The organism is Glaciimonas sp. GNP009, assembly GCF_054343755.1.
This window is the reverse complement of the sequence record NZ_JBTGUV010000004.1, coordinates 678,241-698,757: the sequence shown is the minus strand read 5'-3', so window position 1 is coordinate 698,757 and position 20,517 is coordinate 678,241. Positions and strand designations below refer to the sequence as shown.

The 20,517-nt window shown below is 49.2% G+C and carries 20 protein-coding genes; 13 read left to right on the top strand and 7 right to left on the bottom strand.

The window, feature by feature from the left end; translation table 11 throughout:
• The first annotated feature begins 42 nt into the window (after positions 1-42).
• Positions 43-210 carry a rubredoxin gene (locus ACXX82_RS04135; RefSeq protein ID WP_458562468.1) on the top strand — a complete coding sequence of 56 codons (168 nt, stop codon included), beginning with the start codon at positions 43-45 and terminating at the stop codon, positions 208-210.
• Positions 211-671: 461 nt separating this feature from the next.
• Here ACXX82_RS04135 and ACXX82_RS04130 read toward each other — a convergent pair whose 3' ends face one another.
• Positions 672-953 (bottom strand): hypothetical protein, encoded by a 282-nt coding sequence (locus ACXX82_RS04130; protein WP_458562467.1) that lies wholly within the window; start codon positions 951-953, stop codon positions 672-674.
• A 25-nt stretch (positions 954-978) separates the two neighbouring features.
• On the bottom strand, positions 979-2,235 hold the full coding sequence (locus tag ACXX82_RS04125) for an AAA family ATPase (protein ID WP_458562466.1): 1,257 nt from the start codon (positions 2,233-2,235) through the stop codon (positions 979-981).
• A 214-nt stretch (positions 2,236-2,449) separates the two neighbouring features.
• Here ACXX82_RS04125 and ACXX82_RS04120 point away from each other — a divergent pair, with 214 nt between their 5' ends.
• Positions 2,450-2,731, top strand: a complete 282-nt coding sequence (locus ACXX82_RS04120; RefSeq protein WP_458562465.1) for a hypothetical protein — start codon at positions 2,450-2,452, stop codon at positions 2,729-2,731.
• A gap of 62 nt (positions 2,732-2,793) precedes the next feature.
• Here ACXX82_RS04120 and ACXX82_RS04115 read toward each other — a convergent pair whose 3' ends face one another.
• Together ACXX82_RS04115 and ACXX82_RS04110 are read right to left on the bottom strand one after the other, a co-directional pair.
• On the bottom strand, positions 2,794-3,090 hold the full coding sequence (locus ACXX82_RS04115) for a hypothetical protein (RefSeq protein WP_458562464.1): 297 nt from the start codon (positions 3,088-3,090) through the stop codon (positions 2,794-2,796).
• Between the two features lie 1,416 nt (positions 3,091-4,506).
• Positions 4,507-5,421 carry a LysR family transcriptional regulator gene (locus ACXX82_RS04110; RefSeq protein ID WP_322232353.1) on the bottom strand — a complete coding sequence of 305 codons (915 nt, stop codon included), beginning with the start codon at positions 5,419-5,421 and terminating at the stop codon, positions 4,507-4,509.
• A gap of 101 nt (positions 5,422-5,522) precedes the next feature.
• Here ACXX82_RS04110 and ACXX82_RS04105 point away from each other — a divergent pair, with 101 nt between their 5' ends.
• From ACXX82_RS04105 to ACXX82_RS04060, 10 genes are all read left to right on the top strand, one after another.
• A complete protein-coding gene (locus ACXX82_RS04105) occupies positions 5,523-6,632 on the top strand; it encodes a muconate/chloromuconate family cycloisomerase (RefSeq protein WP_322232352.1) in 1,110 nt (369 codons plus the stop codon).
• Between the two features lie 48 nt (positions 6,633-6,680).
• Positions 6,681-6,971 (top strand): muconolactone Delta-isomerase, encoded by a 291-nt coding sequence (gene catC, locus ACXX82_RS04100; RefSeq protein WP_322232351.1) that lies wholly within the window; start codon positions 6,681-6,683, stop codon positions 6,969-6,971.
• Positions 6,972-7,052: 81 nt separating this feature from the next.
• Positions 7,053-7,973, top strand: coding sequence for a catechol 1,2-dioxygenase (catA, locus tag ACXX82_RS04095; protein WP_458562463.1), 921 nt, complete (start codon positions 7,053-7,055; stop codon positions 7,971-7,973).
• A gap of 64 nt (positions 7,974-8,037) precedes the next feature.
• Positions 8,038-9,408 carry a benzoate 1,2-dioxygenase large subunit gene (gene benA, locus ACXX82_RS04090; protein ID WP_322232349.1) on the top strand — a complete coding sequence of 457 codons (1,371 nt, stop codon included), beginning with the start codon at positions 8,038-8,040 and terminating at the stop codon, positions 9,406-9,408.
• A complete protein-coding gene (benB, locus tag ACXX82_RS04085; protein ID WP_322232348.1) occupies positions 9,405-9,896 on the top strand; it encodes a benzoate 1,2-dioxygenase small subunit in 492 nt (163 codons plus the stop codon). Before benA ends, benB begins: the two co-directional genes overlap by 4 nt.
• Positions 9,897-9,921: 25 nt before the next feature.
• A complete protein-coding gene (benC, locus tag ACXX82_RS04080; RefSeq protein ID WP_322232347.1) occupies positions 9,922-10,941 on the top strand; it encodes a benzoate 1,2-dioxygenase electron transfer component BenC in 1,020 nt (339 codons plus the stop codon).
• 2 nt (positions 10,942-10,943) lie between these two features.
• A complete protein-coding gene (locus tag ACXX82_RS04075) occupies positions 10,944-11,729 on the top strand; it encodes a 1,6-dihydroxycyclohexa-2,4-diene-1-carboxylate dehydrogenase (RefSeq protein WP_322232346.1) in 786 nt (261 codons plus the stop codon).
• Between the two features lie 160 nt (positions 11,730-11,889).
• A complete protein-coding gene (pcaD, locus tag ACXX82_RS04070) occupies positions 11,890-12,669 on the top strand; it encodes a 3-oxoadipate enol-lactonase (protein WP_322232345.1) in 780 nt (259 codons plus the stop codon).
• A gap of 262 nt (positions 12,670-12,931) precedes the next feature.
• Positions 12,932-14,290 carry an MFS transporter gene (locus tag ACXX82_RS04065; protein ID WP_323506757.1) on the top strand — a complete coding sequence of 453 codons (1,359 nt, stop codon included), beginning with the start codon at positions 12,932-12,934 and terminating at the stop codon, positions 14,288-14,290.
• Between the two features lie 160 nt (positions 14,291-14,450).
• Entirely contained in the window at positions 14,451-15,542 is a 1,092-nt protein-coding gene (locus ACXX82_RS04060; RefSeq protein ID WP_416186769.1) for a porin, read from the top strand.
• 158 nt (positions 15,543-15,700) lie between these two features.
• Here ACXX82_RS04060 and ACXX82_RS04055 read toward each other — a convergent pair whose 3' ends face one another.
• The 3 genes from ACXX82_RS04055 to ACXX82_RS04045 form a co-directional block, all read right to left on the bottom strand.
• Positions 15,701-15,997, bottom strand: coding sequence for a DUF4148 domain-containing protein (locus ACXX82_RS04055; RefSeq protein WP_322232343.1), 297 nt, complete (start codon positions 15,995-15,997; stop codon positions 15,701-15,703).
• Between the two features lie 198 nt (positions 15,998-16,195).
• Positions 16,196-16,528, bottom strand: a complete 333-nt coding sequence (locus ACXX82_RS04050) for a sensor histidine kinase (RefSeq protein ID WP_322240138.1) — start codon at positions 16,526-16,528, stop codon at positions 16,196-16,198.
• A gap of 1,080 nt (positions 16,529-17,608) precedes the next feature.
• Positions 17,609-18,586, bottom strand: a complete 978-nt coding sequence (locus tag ACXX82_RS04045; RefSeq protein ID WP_322240136.1) for a LysR family transcriptional regulator — start codon at positions 18,584-18,586, stop codon at positions 17,609-17,611.
• Positions 18,587-18,691: 105 nt separating this feature from the next.
• On the opposite strand from ACXX82_RS04045, the gene ACXX82_RS04040 reads away from it, so the two are divergent.
• Positions 18,692-20,212, top strand: a complete 1,521-nt coding sequence (locus ACXX82_RS04040; protein ID WP_458562462.1) for a CoA-acylating methylmalonate-semialdehyde dehydrogenase — start codon at positions 18,692-18,694, stop codon at positions 20,210-20,212.
• Positions 20,213-20,517: the final 305 nt, after the last annotated feature.

Genomic DNA, 20,517 nt, shown 5'->3' with positions numbered 1-20,517 from the left:
GCGATCAGGGTTTTTGGATGTTTTATAAAATCGAAAATTGAAATGAATAAATGGCAATGTGCAGTGTGTGGTTTTGAATACGACGAGAAGGAGGGGATGCCAGATCACGGAATCGCTGCTGGCACCCGGTGGAATGACGTTCCGGATAGTTGGGAGTGCCCGGATTGCGGTGTGGGGAAAGCCGACTTTGAGATGAGGATGGTTGCATGATGGCCATACACATGGTGCGTAGTAAACTTTAAAGAGAAGACAGAAATATTTATGTCGCCTATCATAATCGTCGGCAGCGGCCTGGCCGGATATACACTCGCAAAGGAATTTCGTAAGCTTGATACGACCACCAGATTGATGATAGTGAGTCGTGATTGCGGCAGTTTTTACTCCAAACCATTGCTATCGACTGCTTTACAACAAAAAAAATCCTCTTGCAATAGCCAGTTTTTCTGCTGCACAAATGGCCGAGCGATTAGACGCAGTGGTCGCTCCTTTTAGCGATGTGACTGCCTTCGATCCGGTAAGTCGTAGCATCGAGATTAAGCAGGAAAAAATAAGTTACCAGGCATTGGTACTGGCAGCGTATTCTTGTTGTGACAAAGTTGGGCCCCAAGCTGAGCCTCTGATGTAAGTCACCTATGAGCAAAACGTAAGCGATCATACGTATATGCTTTCTCTCATCTTAATCGAGTTAGCGATGATTTTTGACCGATACCATCCACGCTGTGAGCCGCCTGACTCCATTTTTTTTCGATGTATTCGAGACGTGCAACACCAATCCCTGGACTCGCACATACCAATATTTCAAGCTCCTTCGCGCCGCAAGTTGCGTGAAAATTATCGATGCTTCCGAATGCATCAAGTACGTTTACACCCATTCTAAAAAGCAGGTCGATACGTCGCATATTTCTATTTCGCGCTGCTGCCAGAAGTCTTTCTTCATTTGTTTGTTGCCACATTTTTAGCTCCAATTCTTAGATGAAATTAAAATCCGATCGATGGTTTTACTTTTTCTACCTTCAAATCTTTTACCTTGATTGTCATGCGAGAGTTGTATATCGCAGAACCAAGCGCATCTTCTATCAACTGTCGAATTCTTCGCGGAGACTGCTGACATAAAAGCTCAATAGCGGCATATTCAAGCTGAAAATCGGAAAAATTGGGGCCTTTTCTTGTCTTCAGTTCGCTGAATAAATTCATGATAATTATCGACGGATCAGAAGGCATACCGATTTGGAATCGACGCATGCGGCTGCGCAACGCAACATCTATGTTTTCGTAGCGATTAGAAGTTGCAACAAAAAAGAAGTGACTGCAGTCTAAATTTCGATAATTTTCACATTTATCTACGAAATTAACAGCCGTGCTTTTTTCAAGAATTTGGAACAAAACGGAAGCTGGGCTGTGACGATCATCACCAGAAATCTTGCACACTTCGTCTAATAAAAAAAACTGATTTGCATGATCGCAAGTCATTAAACTCTGATAAAAAAGCCCGGGTTTTGAGTTTTTATAACCTTCTGCAAGTCCGTCGAGCTCAAAGCTTGACTGCGTTGACTCTAATGAAACGTGAGTTTTTTTAACACCCATGAGAGCAGCCAATTTACCAGCGAAGTATGTTTTTCCGCAGCCTGCAGGTCCGTCTAGCAAAATTGCCCCAGGTGTTGCAACTAGTCCGGACAGCTCGGCAACAGAATAAGACGACCGCATATAGTCAATTACCTCAGAAAAATTTGGATGATTTCTTTCGAGTTCATCAAATTCCTGACGCCATCCGCTTTTAATAGTTATCAGACTGCGTGTATTTCCCATCCTTCGAGTTATGTCTAATCTGCCTTTTATATGCTGTTTTTCTTCGCGATCTGACGCGATTGCTTCGACATTTTGATAGCGCAAAAGCACCTCTCGCTTATCGTAAATTTTTACGTGAGGATCGGCTCGATGTGGTAGTGGCGGAAATCGATACATTCTTACTGTATCCGTCCGAATTAAATTATGATCTTCAATATTTGTATTTTTTTTAAGGCGCAGCTTGAGATTTACGCGAGCTTCGTGTGCAGCCTGCATGGCCTTTTCTGTCCGCTCAAGAGATTTTTCGTTAGCTGCGGATTTAGATGTTTGCTCTTTATTTATAGTTTCTATCAGCGAATCGCCCAGTAGCAGTCCGTTAAACAAAAAGAAACCATCTTTTTTTGCGTCATGTCTGTAGTCGTAGCTAAAATCGAAATCAGTTTTTTCCACAGTATTACCCCTCGAAATTGTAAAATCTCTAGGCGAGTTTGTGAGCGTAAAAAGAGCTTGAAATCAAGCTACGCATAGACACAAATTTTTACTCGGGTACTAGATGAAAGTTTACAAAATCGCCGGTGAATTCACCGAAAACTACAACAGGGCAATAGGGGAATCAATAGGAAAATGATACGATAAACAGCCACTGTTTACAATGGTTTAAAGTATGTTTTTAGAACAGTGTTGTTTACTGAGCCTTTTTGACGATGCCGATTTTGCCGGCGCCGACAGCATTCAAGAACCGAAAAAATACCAGGGGAAAATAACAATGGATTCGAAGAAAAATATATGGGGAAAATCACCGGCAGTCGTTCACGACTACTCAAACGAACCCCCCGTTTTCATTGATAACGACGAAATATTTTCGATTCCGGAAAAAATCACACAAAGAATTCTTATCGACACTATCGAGCTCGACGCAAACGAAAATCCCGCCACCGAAAAATGACGGAATCGAATGCAACGATGCCGCCGGCTGTGGGTTTTCCGGTTGCGTTGGGGGCGGTTGCGTTAGGGGGTGTTTTCAAGTTGTGGCTTTACTTCAATGATTTTTGGTTTGACGCGAATATAATCACGGTCAAACTCTTTTGTGATATTCGTACTGTAAAAATTCTTTTTCGTTCCGGTCGGATTCCCGGGGTCAAGTAGGCGCTCAAGACAAAATTTCTTATTAGCTTCCAAAATCTTTCGCAAATCGTGATATTTTTTATTGATCTTGAAATCTATATATCTTTTCGAGAGTTGTGATGTGAGGATTTCGTAACTCAGTGGATATGTGTCGCGGATGTCAGCTTCTACAACTCGCATAGGATCCGGAAATCCAGCACAAAAAAGGGGAGCTGGTAAAAGGTCGATATCGCATCGACCGTCATCAGTCGCCGTTCTGCATTAAGACGCAAGTTCGCGGCGCGTTTACAGAAATGTTCGATGGCGTCAAAAAATCGGAAAGCGATTTGTTGCTTTCGTACTCAAACACCGGCATGATCGATATCGATGTTTTGATCAATCTTGCTAAAAATTCGTTTGGCGAAAATTATGACGTGTGGTGTGAGAACATCGATCATAAGCATATGACCATGGGTTGATCAGCAGATCGATCACGCGAAGTGAAAGAATCTTTGATCATCGCAAAAAGAAAAACGTAGCATTTTTGTTCCCTTTTAAAAAGGGAACAAAAAAGGGAACATTGCGGGATTCTTGCAGCACATCTCAGAACACTTCAGAACACCTTCAAAAAAAACTTTATAGGTAAGCAGTGCTCTCAGATGCGCTCAGATGTTCCTTAAAAACATTCCGGCAAGTTCGAAACTTGCACTTTTCACCAAAATTTCCATTTAAAATCAAGTGCTTAGAGTTTAATATAGGTGCTAAAATCTGAAATGGGAACAATGTGAATCTAATGCGAGAGATTTGTTGATGCAGTGAGGAGGCCCAAGATATATAGCATCGGCGCTACTGCAAGACGAACTTACAAAATTTCTAATAAACATAAGTTCAAAAGAACTAAAACTGCTTAGTCGCGGCTGAAATGTAGCATCAACTGTCGGTCACCATTTTAGGACGCGCCCCATCCCCGTTGGCACCACGATCTAGGAACCGCAAACGCCCATTGATCGTAAACGTTCTTCTAGCACCCCTATGTCAGCATGATTGAATGAGAAGGCGTAAATTAATTGTGCCCACAAAAATATTATAGACACAAATATAGGACGTTTCGCTATTAGCGCGTCCCGGTTTTGCTCACCGATTTACTGCCGGTCGTCATCCATCCTATCCCTCCCATGGGTTGTTGTTCTGGCTCCCCGACCTGAAATCGAAACAGGGACCTGCGGATTTTTACTCCGCAATTCGCCATAAATAACATCGCTAAGAGCTATATATACCGTAATGGCGATTGAATTTGCGGAGCATTTTTACGTGTTGGATTCGATTTACCCTAGTGGTTTCAAACATTCGCCTTGGTCATTTGCTACGGTTAATTGATCTCATTGCTGTTGGGCCTTGCGAATATCTGGATACGACACTCAGACCGGCGTTTGTGTGTGAGCCTGAACGCCGATAAGGGCCATCAACTCTTCGAGTGCATGAAAAATACGCGTGTGTCGCTCAATATAAATAGGAGTGAATCGCATGCGAGAGATGTGTTGAAGCAGTTAGGACGACCAAGACCCCTAGCGTCGGCGTTAATGCAAGATGAACGCACAACATGCAAGCGCCTGAGATTTACAGCGTTTCCTTCACGTGTGGAATATTTTCTGCCTCATAGATATCGTAGATGAGGCGCAACAATTGACCCAGTTCTTCTGACTGATCCGCCCTCCGTACACTGAAGATAATGGGAGACGTGGTGTTCTTTTCCTCCAGTTCCCTGTAACTGATATCTTCTCGCTTCATTCCTTGCAAGCTGGCTGGGACGATAGCGATGCCTTGCCCGGCTGCGACCAGACCGATTGCAATCTGCAGCTCCCTGACCTCGATGATCTTTTCGAGCTTGATCGCGCGGTCGCTGAAAGCTGATAGTACCTGGTCAGCAAAACTGGGACGGGGTGCTTTCGGAAATATAATCAAAGTTTCAGCGATTAACTCTTTGAGCCTTAGCGCTGTCCCCGGCGCGGCAAGGGAGTGGCCTGTAGGTAATGCTACGATTAATCGCTCCTCTCGTAACACGATGCGGCGCACATCCGGATCTTCCGAGCGGATACGCCCGAACCCGACGTCAATACTGCCATCCTTGAGGGCCTTGATTTGTTGCATGGTGGTCATTTCATGCAGGTTAATCTCGACCGCACTGTACTCCGAACGGAAGCGACGGATGATTTTTGGCAACAATCCGTACAGTGTGGAGGCAACAAATCCGATCGACAGCGTCCTTTCAATTTTCCCCACACGCTGGGTCATAGATTTCAAATCTGCTGCCTTGCCCAGCAATTGCTGCGCATGCGCGTAAAAAAATCGGCCAGCCTCAGTCAGTTGGAGCGGTCGCGACCCTCTTTCAAACAAACAAACCTCTAACTCTTCTTCCAGTTGCTGTATCTGGCGACTCAACGGCGGTTGGGCAATAAATAGCCGCTTGGCTGCTCGTGTGAAGTTTTTCTCCTCCGCAACGGCCACGAAGTAGCGTAAGTGACGCAATTCCATCTTTATACCCAAAAAGTATTGAAATGATAGCTAATCGGTGTTGGACGCCCCCGTTTTGCTCGTCTAACCTCCTGTTATTCGTTTAATTATACAAATAAAATATGATCAAAACTATAGAAACTATTCTGGTCGATGTTCCGACCATACGTCCTCATCAATTATCGGTAGCGACCATGCACGCGCAAACGCTGGTGCTGGTGCGGGTGGTATGTGCGGATGGATTCGAAGGTTGGGGTGAGGCCACCACTATCGGCGGCTTGAGTTACGGCGAAGAAAGTCCTGAGAGTATCAAGACGAATATCGATACCCATATCGCGCCGTTGCTGATCGGCATGGATGCCAGCCAGGTGGGCAAGGCGATGGCAAAAATACGTAAAATTATTCAAGGCAACCGGTTTGCCAAATGTGCCATCGAAACGGCGTTGCTCGATGCGCAGGCGCGCCGTCTGGGTATTCCGTTGAGTGAATTATTGGGCGGCCGGGTACGCGATGCGTTACCTGTGGCATGGACGCTGGCCAGCGGCGATACCACCAAAGACATTGCCGAAGCAGAAAAAATGCTGGCGCTGCGCCGACATCGAATTTTTAAACTGAAAATTGGTTCGCGCTCAGTGGCAGACGATGTGGCGCATGTGCTGACCATCAAAAAGGCCCTGGGTGCTGATGTCAGCGTGCGGGTCGATGTGAATCAGGCCTGGAGCGAACTGGAGGCCGTCAATGGTATCGCTGCGCTTGAGGCCGGTGGTATCGATTTAATCGAACAGCCGATCCGTGCAGAAAATAAAGCAGGTCTGGCGCGTCTGGCCAACCGCTTTTCCGTAGCAGTGATGGCCGATGAGGCATTGCATGGTCCGTTAGACGCTTTTGATCTGGCTACGAACGCCGGGGCCGATGTGTTCGCTGTCAAGATCACGCAATCCGGTGGATTGATCCCGGCGATTCAGGTCGCTACCGTCGCGCAACTGGCCGGAATCGGTTTGTACGGTGGCACCATGCTCGAAGGGGGTATCGGCACCGCAGCCTCAGCGCATGTGTTTTCGACGTTTAGCAATCTGTCTTACGGTACCGAGCTGTTCGGGCCACTGCTCTTGACCGAAGAAGTGTTGTGCGAACCACTGATCTACAAGGACTTCATGCTGCAGGTCCCTGACAAGCTAGGTCTGGGCGTTGAAATCGACCGTGAAAAATTACAGTTCATGCGTCGTAAATAATAGCGCTCATAGCGCTGCTGACTTCATTATAAAAACCAGGAGAACACTATGTTGTTTCACGTACGTATGGACGTTAACTTGCCTCAGGCTATGCCCGAGAACCAGGCAACCGCATTAAAAAAAACCGAAAAAGAAATGTCAGAGGTATTGCAGGAAAGTGGCAAGTGGCGGCATCTGTGGAGGATAGCGGGTCAATACGCCAACATCAGCGTATTCGATGTCAGCAGCGTTGATGAACTGCATACTCTGATTTCTACTTTGCCATTATTTCCTTACATGCAGATCCAGATCATGCCGATGTGCCGTCATCCTTCCTCTATCCGGGACAACGACGCATGAATAAGGCATGCCCGGTTCGCGCACCTGCACTACCCATTTTGTTTCACCCCTTCCCGTAAAAATACATTTTAGGAGACAAACATGACACATACCGAAATCGACACACTGGTAAAAAGCTGGATCATCGATTCTGCTATCCGTCCAGCCAATCCGCGTGTGCAGCAAATCGTATTGCGCGTAGTCGGTGATTTGTGCAAGACGATTGAAGATATGGATATACAAGCGAGTGAATTCTGGAAAGGCCTTGAGTATCTGACTGTCGCAGGCGCCAATAATGAACTCGGTTTGATTGCACCGGGCCTGGGCCTGGAACGATTTTTTGATATCCGTGCTGATGCAGTCGAAGCCAAAGCCGGGCTCACTGGCGGCACACCACGCACGATCGAAGGTCCTTTGTACGTCGCAGGTGCGCCGGAATATAGCGGATTTGCCCGTCTTGATGAAGATGTGGCAAGCGACGAAGCAGAAGTCCTGTTTATGCAGGGCACGGTATTTGATGCGCATGGCAAACCGATGCCAGGTGCCAAGGTTGAGGTCTGGCATGCCAATCTGATGGGGAATTATTCGTTCTTTGATCCTAGCCAGTCGGCCTTCAATCTGCGTCGCACCATCATTGCCGACGCCAACGGGCGTTATCAGTTCCGCAGCATCATCCCGGTCGGTTATGGCTGTCCACCAAGTGGTTCGACCCAGCAATTACTTGATCTGCTCGGTCGTCACGGTCGTCGTCCTGCGCATATTCATTTCTTCATCACGGGCGCAGGGCATCGCAAGCTGACCACGCAAATCAATATCGATGGTGATGAATACCTGTGGGATGACTTTGCCTTCGCCAGTCGCGAAGGGCTGGTACCTGCCATCCACAAAATTACTGACGAAAAAGAACTGGCTGCCAAAGAATTAAGCCATCCGTTCTCGTCGATTGATTTCGATTTTCATCTGTACTCAGAAACGCCTGCTGCGCCGACTACTGAAGTTGATCGCATCCGGGCTGCTGCGTAATAAAAAAACGGGCAGTGTGGATATCCTTTTCCACTGCCCCTTTCTTAAACAGAAGGAACCCATCATGATCCCCATTTATCCTGACAACACGCCCAAGCTCAAAAACCTCGACCACTATCTGATTGAAGATCAGGAGAAGGGCGACTATCGCTTGCACCGTAGCGCCTTTACCGACGATGCTTTATTTGAACTTGAAATGAAGCATATTTTTGAAGGTAACTGGATTTACCTGGCCCACGAGAGCCAGGTTCAAAACAATAATGACTACTACACCACCCATATTGGTCGGCAACCGATCTTTATTGCGCGGAATCGTCAGGGCGAATTGAATGCGTTCATTAATGCTTGCAGCCACCGGGGGGCGCAATTGTGCCGCCACAAGCGCGGTAACAAAGCGACCTATACCTGCCCGTTTCATGGCTGGACCTTCAATAACAGCGGCAAGTTGCTCAAAGTAAAAGACCCTGAAGAAGCCGGTTATCCGGAATGCTTCAACAAGGAAGGCTCGCACGACTTGAAGAAAGTCGCACGCTTTGAAAACTATAAAGGCTTTCTGTTTGGCAGCGTCAATGAAAACATACTGCCGCTGACTGAGTTTCTGGGTGAAGCTGGCAAGATCATCGACATGATCGTCAATCAGTCTACAGATGGCCTCGAAGTATTGCGCGGTGCTTCCACCTATACCTTCGACGGCAACTGGAAGCTGCAGGCAGAAAATGGTGCCGATGGTTATCACGTTTCGGCCGTGCACTGGAACTATGCTGCGACGACAAATCGCCGCAAGGAAGCAGATGCCACGCGTACCGATAATGTGCGCGCCATGGATGCTGGCAAATGGGGCAAGCAGGGCGGTGGGTTTTATGCGTTTGAACATGGGCATCTGGTTCTGTGGTCGAAATGGGCTAATCCGCAAGACCGTCCCAACTACCCGCGCCGCGACGAATTTGCCAAAAACTTCGGGCCTGCCACAGCAGACTGGATGATAGAACGCTCGCGCAACCTGTGCCTGTATCCGAACGTCTACCTGATGGATCAGTTCGGCTCGCAAATTCGGGTGTTACGTCCGATTTCAGTGAATAAAACCGAAGTCACGATTTATTGCATCGCTCCCAAAGGAGAATCCGACGAGGCCCGCGCCCATCGGATTCGTCAATACGAAGATTTCTTTAATGTCAGCGGCATGGCCACACCAGACGACCTGGAAGAATTCCGCGCTTGCCAGCAAGGCTACGCAGGGATTGCCGCGCCATGGAACGATATGTGTCGTGGCTCGCAACACTGGGTGGAAGGCGCCGATGAAGCCGCTAAAGAACTCGGTTTGAAGCCATTGATGAGCGGTGTCAAAACCGAAGATGAAGGCTTGTACACGATACAGCATCGCTATTGGCTAGACGTCATGAAGAAAGCCTTGCTGGAAGAAGGAGCTCATGCATGAAAACCATTGGCATGACTGACATCAGCAGCTTTTTATACTATGAAAGCCGGTTGCTCGATGATGAACAATGGGACGAGTGGCTCGATTGCTACCACCTCGATGCGCAATTCTGGATGCCGTCATGGGATGACGACGATAAGCTGGTGACCGATCCGCAGCGCGAAATTTCCCTAATCTTTTATCCCAACCGGCAAGGTCTGGAAGATCGGGTATTTCGGATCAAGACCGAGCGCTCCAGCGCCACCATGCCAGATACGCGCACCTGCCATAACATCGCTAACGTTGAGCTCGAAAGCCGCGACGGTGATGTGTGTACCGTGCGCTTCAACTGGCAAACGCTGAGCCACCGTTACAAAACCAATTACAGCTATTTCGGCATGTCGCGCTATATGATTGATTTCTCAGGCGAGCATCCGATCATAGTCAACAAATACGTGGTATTGAAAAACGATTACATCAATCAGGTGATTGACGTTTACCACATTTAAAACAGCATACTTAGGAGACAAGGCGATGAGCTACAACATTGCGCTGCAATTCGAAGACGGCATCACCCGCTTTATTGCTTGTAACGAAAGCGAAAAGCTGTCGGATGCCGCTTATCGTCAGAAAATCAATATCCCACTCGACTGCCGCGATGGCGCTTGCGGTACCTGCCGCGGCTTTTGTGAGTCAGGAAAATATGCGATGCCGGAGTCGAGTTATATCGAAGATGCACTTGATGCCAAGGATGCGGCAGCAGGCTTTATCCTGGCGTGCCAGATGCGCCCGACCTCCGATTGCGTGATCCAGATCCCAGCCACCTCCGTGGCCTGCAAGACTGCCGTTTCGCGCCACGCTGGTAGCGTCGGTTCAGTACAGCATTTTTCTGATTCGACGATACAATTTTCGATCAATCTGGAAAATCAGACTGGCCTCGATTTTCTGCCGGGTCAATATGTGAATCTGGAGATTCCAGGCACCAGCCTGACACGCTCGTATTCGTTCAGTTCGCCGCCTGGCGCAGCACAAGCCGAATTCGTCGTACGCAACGTGCCGAATGGAAAAATGAGCGAATTTCTGGCGAAAGAAGCACAACCGGGTCAGCCGATCGCTTTTTCTGGTCCCTACGGCAGTTTTTATTTGCGTGCAGTAGCCCGGCCAGTATTGTTTCTTGCTGGCGGCACCGGCATCGCTCCATTTCTGTCGATGTTGGAGGTACTCGCCGCTGACGGCTTTAAGCAACCGGTACGGATGGTGTTTGGTGTTACCAACGATACCGATCTGGTTGCACTCGAACAACTTGATCGGATCGCTGCCAAGCACCCGCAATTTGAATACCGCACTTGCGTCGCCGTAGCAGAAAGCCAGCATGCGCGCAAAGGCTACGTCACCGGGCATGTCGCGGCTGAATGGCTCAATGATGGCGACGTCGATATCTACCTGTGCGGACCGGTCGCGATGGTGGATGCCGTCAGAACCTGGTTAGACCAGATCGGTATAAAGCCAGCCAGTTTTCATTTTGAAAAATTCTCAGCCAGCAGCGGAGTGTGAGCATGACGCAGATTCAGCGTTTCAAGAATAAAGTCGTGATTGTGACCGGCGCTGCGCAAGGCATAGGGCGCGGTGTTGCATTAGCAATTGCACGTGAAGGTGGGCAACTGGTGCTGGCTGATCGCTCAGCGTTGATCAATGATATGGCAGCAGAAATCAGCGAATTAAAAGCCCACGCCATCGTTGTGAATGTCGATCTGGAAACCTATGCAGGTGCGCGCCAGATGGTCGACGCTGGCATGGAAGCATTCGGACGCGTCGATATTCTGATCAACAACGTCGGTGGCACGATCTGGGCCAAACCCTACCAGGAATATGAAGAAGCGCAAATCGAAGCAGAAATTCGCCGCTCATTATTTCCGACCCTTTGGTCCTGCCGCGCCACCTTGCCAGTGATGATCGCGCAGAAACAGGGCGTGATCGTCAACGTATCGTCGATTGCCACCCGCAGTATTAACCGGGTTCCTTATGCTGCTGCAAAAGGCGGCGTCAATGCCTTGACGGCCAGTCTGGCATTTGAACATGCCGGGGATGGCATCCGGGTTAATGCCATAGCTACCGGGGGTACTGAAGCCCCGCCGCGCAACATTCCGCGCAATGCCAATCCGCTGAGCAAAGATGAAGAGGCCTGGTATCAGGACATTATCGATCAGACCGTCGCCAGCAGTCTGATGCATCGCTACGGCACCATCACCGAACAAGTCAACGCGATCTTGTTCCTGGCGTCGGATGAATCGTCGTATATCACGGGCACCGTGCTGCCTGTTGGTGGCGGCGATTTGGGTTAAGTTTTATTCGCTTGTTTCAAGCTGATTGTTTCAGCTTGATCGCCTCATTCTGATATTGCCGGTACCTGGTTAAACTATATTCAGACACGATTGCCTTTCATCAGCAGGGCAGGGCTAATCTGAATCTCCATGCATTCAAATCGATCATTCAGGGAGCATCATGCCTGTCGCCCACATTCATCACACTGATATTTTTTATGTTGCCGAAGGCAACCCTGCGCATCCCGCATTGCTGTTTTCGAATTCGCTGGGAACCGATCACCGCATGTGGCAGACGCAGGCCGATGCACTGAGCCATGATTTTTATGTGATTCGCTATGACACACGTGGTCATGGCCAGTCTGCCCGTCCCAAAGGACCGTATCAATTGCAGCAACTGGGACAGGATGTGACCGGACTGCTCGATCATCTTGGTATCGCTAAAACCCATTTTTGTGGCTTGTCGATGGGGGGCGTGATCGGACAATGGCTGGGCATCCATGCCTCTGAGCGCTTGATAAAGTTGGTCGTTGCCAATACTGCGGCCAAAGTCGGTACCACCGACGGCTGGCTCACGCGCGCTGCCGCAGTCAGAGCTGACGGCCTCGGTGCCATCGCCGATAGCGCAGCCTCACGCTGGTTCAGTCCTGCTTTTATAGAGAGTCAGAACCCGATCATCGCCGAACTGATCGCTCATCTGCGCGCTGAAAATACCGAAGGTTATGCAAGTTGCTGTGAAGCACTGGCAACAGCGGATTTACGTGAAGACATTCACGCCATTCCCCATCCCGCCTTAATCATCGTCGGCGACTACGATCCCGTCACCACGGCAGCGGATGCCGCGCTGATGCAGCAAAAAATAAAGAACGGGAGAGTCGTCACATTGCCCGCATCACATATCTCGAATATTGAAGCGGAACCATTATTTACGCGTGCCATATCCGATTTTTTAACACCCTGATTGTTTGATTAAACCTCGTGGCACAACTAACCATCGTGTAAATGGAGAGTAAGCAGCCGGAAGATTAAAGTCCCGTCAGAAATACTATACCTGTGAAGTATTAAACAGATACTTAATCGGTGTTGGACGGGGTTATCACAGCTATATATTCTCAACACACCTTCGAAGAGGTGCGCCAAGCCCTCTCGAAATGATTTAAAAAAAACATAAATAATACATCGCCGAACTATACGGACGATGTTCATAAAATGGAGACAGAGACATGCGCACTATTGACGTTCATAAACTTGCCGACCAGGCACGCTTGAATGGTTTTCACATTCGGGTACTGTTATGGTGTGCCCTAATCATCATTTTCGATGGATATGATCTTGCAGTCGCCGGAATCGCCGTTCCTTCGATCATGAAAGACATGGGGGTAACGGCTCAAAATGCCGGTTTCATGGTGAGTGCCGCCTTGTTTGGCATGATGTTCGGCGCCATATTTCTGGGCACCATTGCCGACAAAATCGGACGCCGCAAAGCCATCGCCATTTGCATTGGCCTCTTCAGCATCTTCACCGCCGCCGCCGGCCTTACGCACGATCCCTATACCTTCAGTGCCATGCGCTTTCTGGCAGGGCTGGGGATTGGTGGTGTCATGCCTAACGTAGTCGCACAGATGACTGAGTATGCACCAAAGCGCATCCGCTCAACGATGGTGACACTGATGTTCAGTGGCTACGCCGTCGGCGGGATGCTGGCAGCGCTGCTGGGGAAAGGTTTGATCGTCAGTTATGGCTGGTCGTCGGTATTTCTGGCAGCAGGGTTCCCGATTATTCTGGTGCCGATGATTCTGAAGTGGTTACCCGAATCAATGCCCTACCTGATCAGAAATAACCGATTAGAAGAACTCGCAGCGACGGTCAGCCGCATCGATCCAAGCTACCGGCCTATTGCAGATGACAGTTTCGTGTTGCCGACAGAAGACAAAGCCGAAGGTGCACAGATTGCCAAACTGTTTCAGGATGGTCGTGGATGGAGTACGTTGATGTTCTGGGTCGCTTTTTTTATGTGCCTGTTCATGGTGTATGCACTCAGTTCATGGCTGACCAAGCTGATGGCAACTGCTGGTTATAGCCTTGGGTCTGCGCTTACCTTTGTGCTGGTACTCAACTTTGGCGCGGTCATTGGTGCGGTCGGTGGTGGCTGGCTGGCAGACCGCTTTCACATTAAATATGTGCTGGTCGGCATGTATGCGCTCGCTGCCATCTCCATCTCCCTGCTGGGATTAAAAGTTCCGACCGAAGTGCTGTTCATACTAGTCGGTCTGGCCGGTGCATCCACCATCGGTACCCAAATCGTTACGTATGCGTATGCTGGCCAGTTCTATCCGATGGCAATACGCTCCACTGGCATCGGCTGGGCCTCGGGCGTAGGGCGCAGTGGTGCAATCCTGGCACCCATCGTCATTGGCACGCTGGTGGGCATGGCATTGCCGTTGAAGATGAACTTCATCGCGATCGCTATTCCGGCAGTGATTGCGATGATCGCCGTATTACTCATCAAACACCATCGCTCAGCATCGGCGCAACACGCAGTTACGCCATCCTCCACCGCTTCAACGCACGCTTACAGCTAACTATCGGATTCATCGTCACGAACCTCATCTCGCATTGATGAATGCGACTGAGCAGTGCTGCGTCTGTCCGGCTACGCTGCTGTAGACAAGCAGGTCGCCATACTCCTTGCGAGACGGCAAAAATAATATAAGTTTTTTTAAAAAAATCAGGAGACAGCACGTGAATAAATTAGTAGCGAATGCAATCGTGACACTATCGATGGCGGTTTCCGCATCGGCAGTGCTGGCCCAATCCCAGGTGACAATGTATGGCATCATCGATACCGGCGTGGAGTATGTCACACATGCCAATGCGGCCGGTAATTCGGTCGTCAAAATTCCTTCGCTGACTGGCACCTTGCCATCCCGTATCGGTTTCAAAGGCACGGAAGATCTGGGTGACGGACTGCAGGCATTGTTCGTACTGGAGAGCGGCTTCACACCGGATACCGGTACCATGGGGCAGGGTGGCCGCTTGTTCGGACGTCAGGCGTATGTCGGTTTAAAGAATACGTATGGCACGATCATGATTGGACGTCAAGTCAACATGACGTATATCGCGTCGCTCAAGGCCGACGTCATGGGACCGAATATTTTTTCGATCAGTAGTCTAGACTCGTATCTACCTAATGCGCGTAGCGATAACGCAATAGGTTACCTCGGCACTTTTGCAGGTGTGACGCTGGGTGCCACCTATAGCTTAGGACGGGATACCTCCGCTGCGGGCGGCCCTGCCGGTACCAATTGTGCAGGAGAAATCGCCGGTAACGCCAAAGCCTGTCGTCAGATGACCGCCTTACTGGCCTATGACGCTGCATCGTTCGGTGTCGCCAGCGCCTACGATATTTTATACGGTGGCCCTGGTGCCGCTGGTGGATTGACCAGCAGCAATTACCACGATCAACGTGTTTCCCTGAACGGTTACTTCATGCTGGGCCTGACCAAAATTGGCGCAGGTCTGGTGGACCGCAAGATTAAAGATGCCACAGACACCCATTCCGATTTGTATTACGTCGGTGCCAGCTTCCCGTTTGCCAGCTACTGGGTGCTTGACGCACAGGTATCGCGTTTGAAAATCATGGGCACCCCCAAGGTCTCTACGTTAGCGGTTGCACGCGTAACGTACAACCTGTCCAAACGCACAGCGTTATATACGTCGCTTGGGCATATCGAAAATGCCGGTTCCGCTGCGGTTGCACTGGATGCCGGTGGTACCGTCGGTACAGGGTTGAATCAGGTCGGTGTCATGACTGGTATTCGCCATACGTTTTAAGCAGCCTTGGGCGTATGCCCAAGCTGGCCTGCTTTAAACGTGTTCATCGTTGTTGTGGTTTATTCTGCCTCAGGACAAACTGCCTGAATCGAACCCACGAACACGTCTCTTTACCGAACCGTCAGTCACTGACGGTTCATCCCAGCTCACAAACGCAATTATCGTAAAAAGACCAGTTCGGCATAGCTGACGCTTTTTAGCGACTGTCCGTCTGATAATTTCAATTCGGCCTGGACTTGCTGGCGCGTTAACGTCGATTTGGATACCACGTCAACCGGGTATTCATCGCTTGCCTGGGTGTAGCCCTCTTCATGGCCAGACTGCGCCGCAGAAATTGCGCAGCCACCATTAGTTGCCGGCGCGAATGTGCTTTCGACGGGATACGGCGTGCCTGCCAATGCGGCACCGGCGAATGCAGACAATACCAGCCCTGCTAAAATATTTTTAATGTTCATGATGTGTCTCTTTAAGAGGAAATAAAAGTGCAGTACCCAAAGTGGTACCTGCTTCAACTACTTTTAATTCAACATAAGCTATAGTTTATTTGTTTCTCCTCGCAATAAAAATAGCGGAAAGAGCAAAGGTTTATTTCATTTTTTGAAATGATCTACGCGGCTGGCTTTGGATTTTTGCAATTTCACCTTAGTGCTTATCTATGTGGGCCGGAATGCGAAGGTATTTCCAGCAGGTGAGGTGGTTGCTGGCGAAAACCGGACCATTAACCGTAAACCTGGCGCACTGTCGGCATTACAACGGTCTCCAAGCGTAATAATCGCCTCAATGCTGTCGGCAATGGCCCGGACGATCGACAATCCAAACCCGGAGCCTTCGGCATCGCTACCGAGGATACGATAAAAAGGATCGAAAACTCTGGGCCCTTCACTGACGGCAATACCGGGACCGGTGTCTTCGACCATCAGCACAGCAAAAGCGCCTTCCTTCCTGACCGACAAGTTGACCACGCCGCCTTCCGGCGTATAGCGAATGGAATTTCAATCAGATTTTTCAGCATTATTTTCAAGTCGATTTCACGTGCGGCAACTGCTGCATCGGCGCTGTCGGTAACGCCGACACGGGCAGTTCTTTCGGAACGACTTGATCCTGAGGATGAAGACTTCTTTGAAAAAGCCAATGCTCAAATTGATGCCTAGAAAGCGCACAATCAAAATTCGACGGTCATACGGTCTGAAGATATTGATTTTGATCAGCTAATGGATATGGAGTCGAGGGGAGGTGAGTCCCTACTGAATCTGCGTGTAAGTCTTAATGCAGAAAATGGCCATGAAATTTTTGCCTTACTAAAAAATGCTCGTGTGTCGTTTAATATCAAGTTGAGTGAATCGAATGCCAGAGATTTGTTGACGCAATTAGGAGGACCAAGACACATCGCGTCGGCGCTACTCCATGACGAACTCACTCAGCATTTAACTTTCATCTCGTCCAAATAATTTAGTCTCCAAAAAAAGCTCGAGAGTCGCAGCCTGAGTTATCCCCGTCGATCTTCTTTGATAGACGAAGGTAGGTTACCGTACGCCGCCCAAAACTGCGCAGGTTCGCTCGATTTTGTGGGGTCTTTCCGTTTGAGGTTCTGTGCAACCGCGCACCGGTTTTTGAGTCGCTTATCACGTTTTTCTTAAAAAATTCCACCGGCATAAGCTGGGCGCAGTCCGTTGCTCTGTTCTCACGAACTTGTGGAGGGCTCTGACAATATCAGGAAAACCTGGACAGCGATCTTCAATTCTTTTTTGCATCCAGCAATGGAACGCTTTCCTTACAGTGCGGAAAATTTACTTCGTGACCAGCGATTTAAGACGCCGCTTCTTATTTTCCGTAACGACGGTGGATCATCGCGTGTGGCAAAGACAGTCGCACTAAAAACATATGGCTTCGGCCCATAAGGGCCGCGATTCTTCCGGCTGCTTTCAACGGCACGATGATGCGGGCATCGGCATCGTAACTGCAGATAAAAACAGCTATTTCCCGAGCACGAATAATTTTTTACCCGGCAAACCTGTTACCGCGGTTTAAACAATGCGTCGGCATTCGTGTAGCTTCAACTGGTGAAATTACTTGACCATCGCATCCCGAGAGTGACGTTTTACAGGATGCTCTTCTGAAGAAAATCCTTCCTTTAAACTATCTCGCAGGTAGTCTACGAAAACACGCACCGCCCGCGGCAGGTAAGGGCTATACGGCCGGATGGCATATAGTTTTTCGCCAAATGCGCCAACCGATTCCCAATTTTCCAACACCCGTTTCAGCTTTCCGCCAGCGATGTCCGCTTGCGCAGAAAAATCTGGCAGTAAAGCGATGCCTAAACCAGTTAATGCCGCTTCACGTAACGCTTCACTGTTGTTTGCAGCAAATGGACCGTTTAGTAATACGTTTTGACGCAAACTTTTCTTTGCGCGGGAAACAAAACTCCAGGTCGGCAATTCTCCACGTCGGAAATAGTGCAAGCAGTCATGATTCAGTAGATCATTTGGCACTTTGGGAGTGCCGCGTTTACGTAGATAAGCGTTGCTGGCAACCAGAATCGTGCGCGTTTCGCACAGTGTCCAAGCGATATGTGTATCGGGAGCAGAGCTTGCATGTCTGATCGCAAGATCGAAACCTTCTTGCGCTAACGAAGTGAATTGATCCGATAACTCAAGCTCAATGCGTATTCCTGGATACGATTTCAAGAACGCAGCAAGTATGGGGGCAATCTGCTGGCGACCAAGTGCCACCGCTGCGGTAACGCGTATGAGGCCGCGCGGTTCGCTTACGGAATCTCTGATTTCCAGAAAATTTTGCTGAATTACCTCAAATGCATTTCGACTTAAGTCCACGAGGCGCTGTCCGGCCTCGGTCAGCCGGACACTTCTTGTCGTCCGCTGAACCAGTGCGACACCGGCATTCCTTTCGAGCTCGGCAATGCGTTGACTCATAGCGCCCTTGCTTACGCCAAGTCGGGTTGCCGCCGCCGTATAGCTGCCTGCATTTTCGAGAACAATCAAAGAATATATGTGGCCCCATAAAGGGACATTTTTTAAAGTATCCATACTGTCATTGTTCACTTTATTGAACAATGAATCAAGTAGAACGGCATTGAACTGCTTAAACAGGAGAACTACACTGATTTCACTTCCACCGACTAAGGACATGAAATGACTTCTTATTCTCCATATACAGACACAAATGCAATAGGCCACTATATCAACGGAACCCTGGTATCAGGAAAAAGTGATCGTACGCAGCCAGTCTTTAATCCCGCTACCGGCGCCGTGGCGCGTGATGTTGCATTGGCTTCCGAAGAGGAAGTAAATGCCTCGGTCGCATCCGCGGCGGCGGCATTTCCAGCCTGGGCTGACACACCGCCAATTCGTAGAGCCAGAATCGTCAATAAATTTCTGCAGTTGATGAATGAACATCAGGAGGAACTTGCTGCAATGATTACTGCAGAACATGGCAAGGTGTTCTCGGATGCGTTAGGTGAAGTCGCACGCGGCATCGACATTATCGAATTCGCTTGCGGTATTCCGCAATTGCTTAAGGGAGATTACTCGGATCAAGTCAGTACAGGAATGGACAATTGGACGCTACGCCAACCTCTAGGCGTAGTGGCCGGTATTACGCCATTCAATTTTCCTTGCATGGTCCCATGCTGGATGTTTCCAATTGCCATTGCAGCAGGGAATACCTTCATTCTCAAGCCAAGCGAGCGAGACCCTAGCGCAAGCATTCTAATGGCAAAGTTGTTCACCGAGGCAGGTCTGCCACCCGGTGTATTTAACGTATTGCAAGGAGACAAATTGGCGGTAGACACTTTGCTTCAACACCCAGATGTTAAAGCGATAAGTTTTGTCGGATCGACACCGATTGCGCGCTATATAGGCGAGCGTGCCGCTCACTTTGGAAAGCGCTTTCAGGCGCTGGGAGGTGCCAAGAATCATCTTGTTGTCATGCCGGACGCCGATGTGGAGCAGGCAGTCGACGCACTGATTGGTGCCGCATATGGCTCCGCTGGCGAGCGTTGCATGGCAACCTCCATCGCTGTTCTGGTTGGCGATGTCGCAGACCGCATCGTCCCGATGCTCGCGGAAAGAGCACGTGCCTTGAAAATATCAGATGGGATGAATCCCAAGGCTGAAATGGGGCCAGTGATCACGCGTCAGGCGCTTGACCGGATTGAAGGTTACATTGCGTCCGGCGTCGAAGAAGGAGCCACGCTAGTTACCGACGGGCGCGGCTACTCTGTCCCGGGATTTGAAAAAGGCTTTTTTACCGGAGGGACTTTGTTTGACCATGTGACGCCTGAAATGCGCATTTATCAGGATGAGATTTTTGGCCCTGTCCTCGGTTGCGTTCGAGTTGACAGTTTTGAGGATGCGATCAATTTGGTAAACGGTCACAAATTTGGTAACGGCGTCGCTTTTTTCACAAGGGATGGTGGAGTTGCGCGAGAATTTGGCCGCCGAATCCAAGTTGGTATGGTTGGCATTAATGTCCCAATTCCTGTGCCTATGGCATGGCATGGATTTGGTGGGTGGAAGCAAAGCATGTTCGGCGATACCCATGCCTACGGTGAGGAGGGTGTTCGATTCTACACAAAACAAAAATCTATTATGCAACGCTGGCCGCAGCACATAAGCAAGGGTGCGGATTTCTCGATGCCGACAGCTAAATAAGGCGAGGGTGATGGTATGGCCTTTAACTTCATGTCATCACCAATAATCTGCAGCAACAATTATGAATATTTAAGCTTCGGCTGTATCAGTGATAACGCACAGGCTTCTTGGCCTACGAGGTTAAGGAGCAGCAACCAAGGAGGCGGCCGGGTTGATCCCTCAAAATGGCATCGCACCCACCGAGCGTCACTACAAACGTTCATTTAACCAGGGGTCACCCCAGTTTGTCATATCGCGATCCAAAAAATTACTGAAAATGCATCAATCAAGTGTGTGATTCGATACCGTCTGGAATTGATATTTTC

Coding starts and splice junctions, on each gene's coding strand:
- ACXX82_RS04115 (WP_458562464.1), bottom strand. CDS start 3,090: ATGCGAGTTGTAGAAGCTGACATCCGCGACACATATCCACTGAGTTAC.
- ACXX82_RS04120 (WP_458562465.1), top strand. CDS start 2,450: ATGTTTTTAGAACAGTGTTGTTTACTGAGCCTTTTTGACGATGCCGAT.
- ACXX82_RS04105 (WP_322232352.1), top strand. CDS start 5,523: ATGATCAAAACTATAGAAACTATTCTGGTCGATGTTCCGACCATACGT.
- ACXX82_RS04130 (WP_458562467.1), bottom strand. CDS start 953: ATGTGGCAACAAACAAATGAAGAAAGACTTCTGGCAGCAGCGCGAAAT.
- benB (WP_322232348.1), top strand. CDS start 9,405: ATGAAAACCATTGGCATGACTGACATCAGCAGCTTTTTATACTATGAA.
- catC (WP_322232351.1), top strand. CDS start 6,681: ATGTTGTTTCACGTACGTATGGACGTTAACTTGCCTCAGGCTATGCCC.
- ACXX82_RS04040 (WP_458562462.1), top strand. CDS start 18,692: ATGACTTCTTATTCTCCATATACAGACACAAATGCAATAGGCCACTAT.
- ACXX82_RS04045 (WP_322240136.1), bottom strand. CDS start 18,586: ATGGATACTTTAAAAAATGTCCCTTTATGGGGCCACATATATTCTTTG.
- ACXX82_RS04135 (WP_458562468.1), top strand. CDS start 43: ATGAATAAATGGCAATGTGCAGTGTGTGGTTTTGAATACGACGAGAAG.
- benA (WP_322232349.1), top strand. CDS start 8,038: ATGATCCCCATTTATCCTGACAACACGCCCAAGCTCAAAAACCTCGAC.
- ACXX82_RS04055 (WP_322232343.1), bottom strand. CDS start 15,997: ATGAACATTAAAAATATTTTAGCAGGGCTGGTATTGTCTGCATTCGCC.
- benC (WP_322232347.1), top strand. CDS start 9,922: ATGAGCTACAACATTGCGCTGCAATTCGAAGACGGCATCACCCGCTTT.
- ACXX82_RS04065 (WP_323506757.1), top strand. CDS start 12,932: ATGCGCACTATTGACGTTCATAAACTTGCCGACCAGGCACGCTTGAAT.
- ACXX82_RS04075 (WP_322232346.1), top strand. CDS start 10,944: ATGACGCAGATTCAGCGTTTCAAGAATAAAGTCGTGATTGTGACCGGC.
- pcaD (WP_322232345.1), top strand. CDS start 11,890: ATGCCTGTCGCCCACATTCATCACACTGATATTTTTTATGTTGCCGAA.
- ACXX82_RS04110 (WP_322232353.1), bottom strand. CDS start 5,421: ATGGAATTGCGTCACTTACGCTACTTCGTGGCCGTTGCGGAGGAGAAA.
- catA (WP_458562463.1), top strand. CDS start 7,053: ATGACACATACCGAAATCGACACACTGGTAAAAAGCTGGATCATCGAT.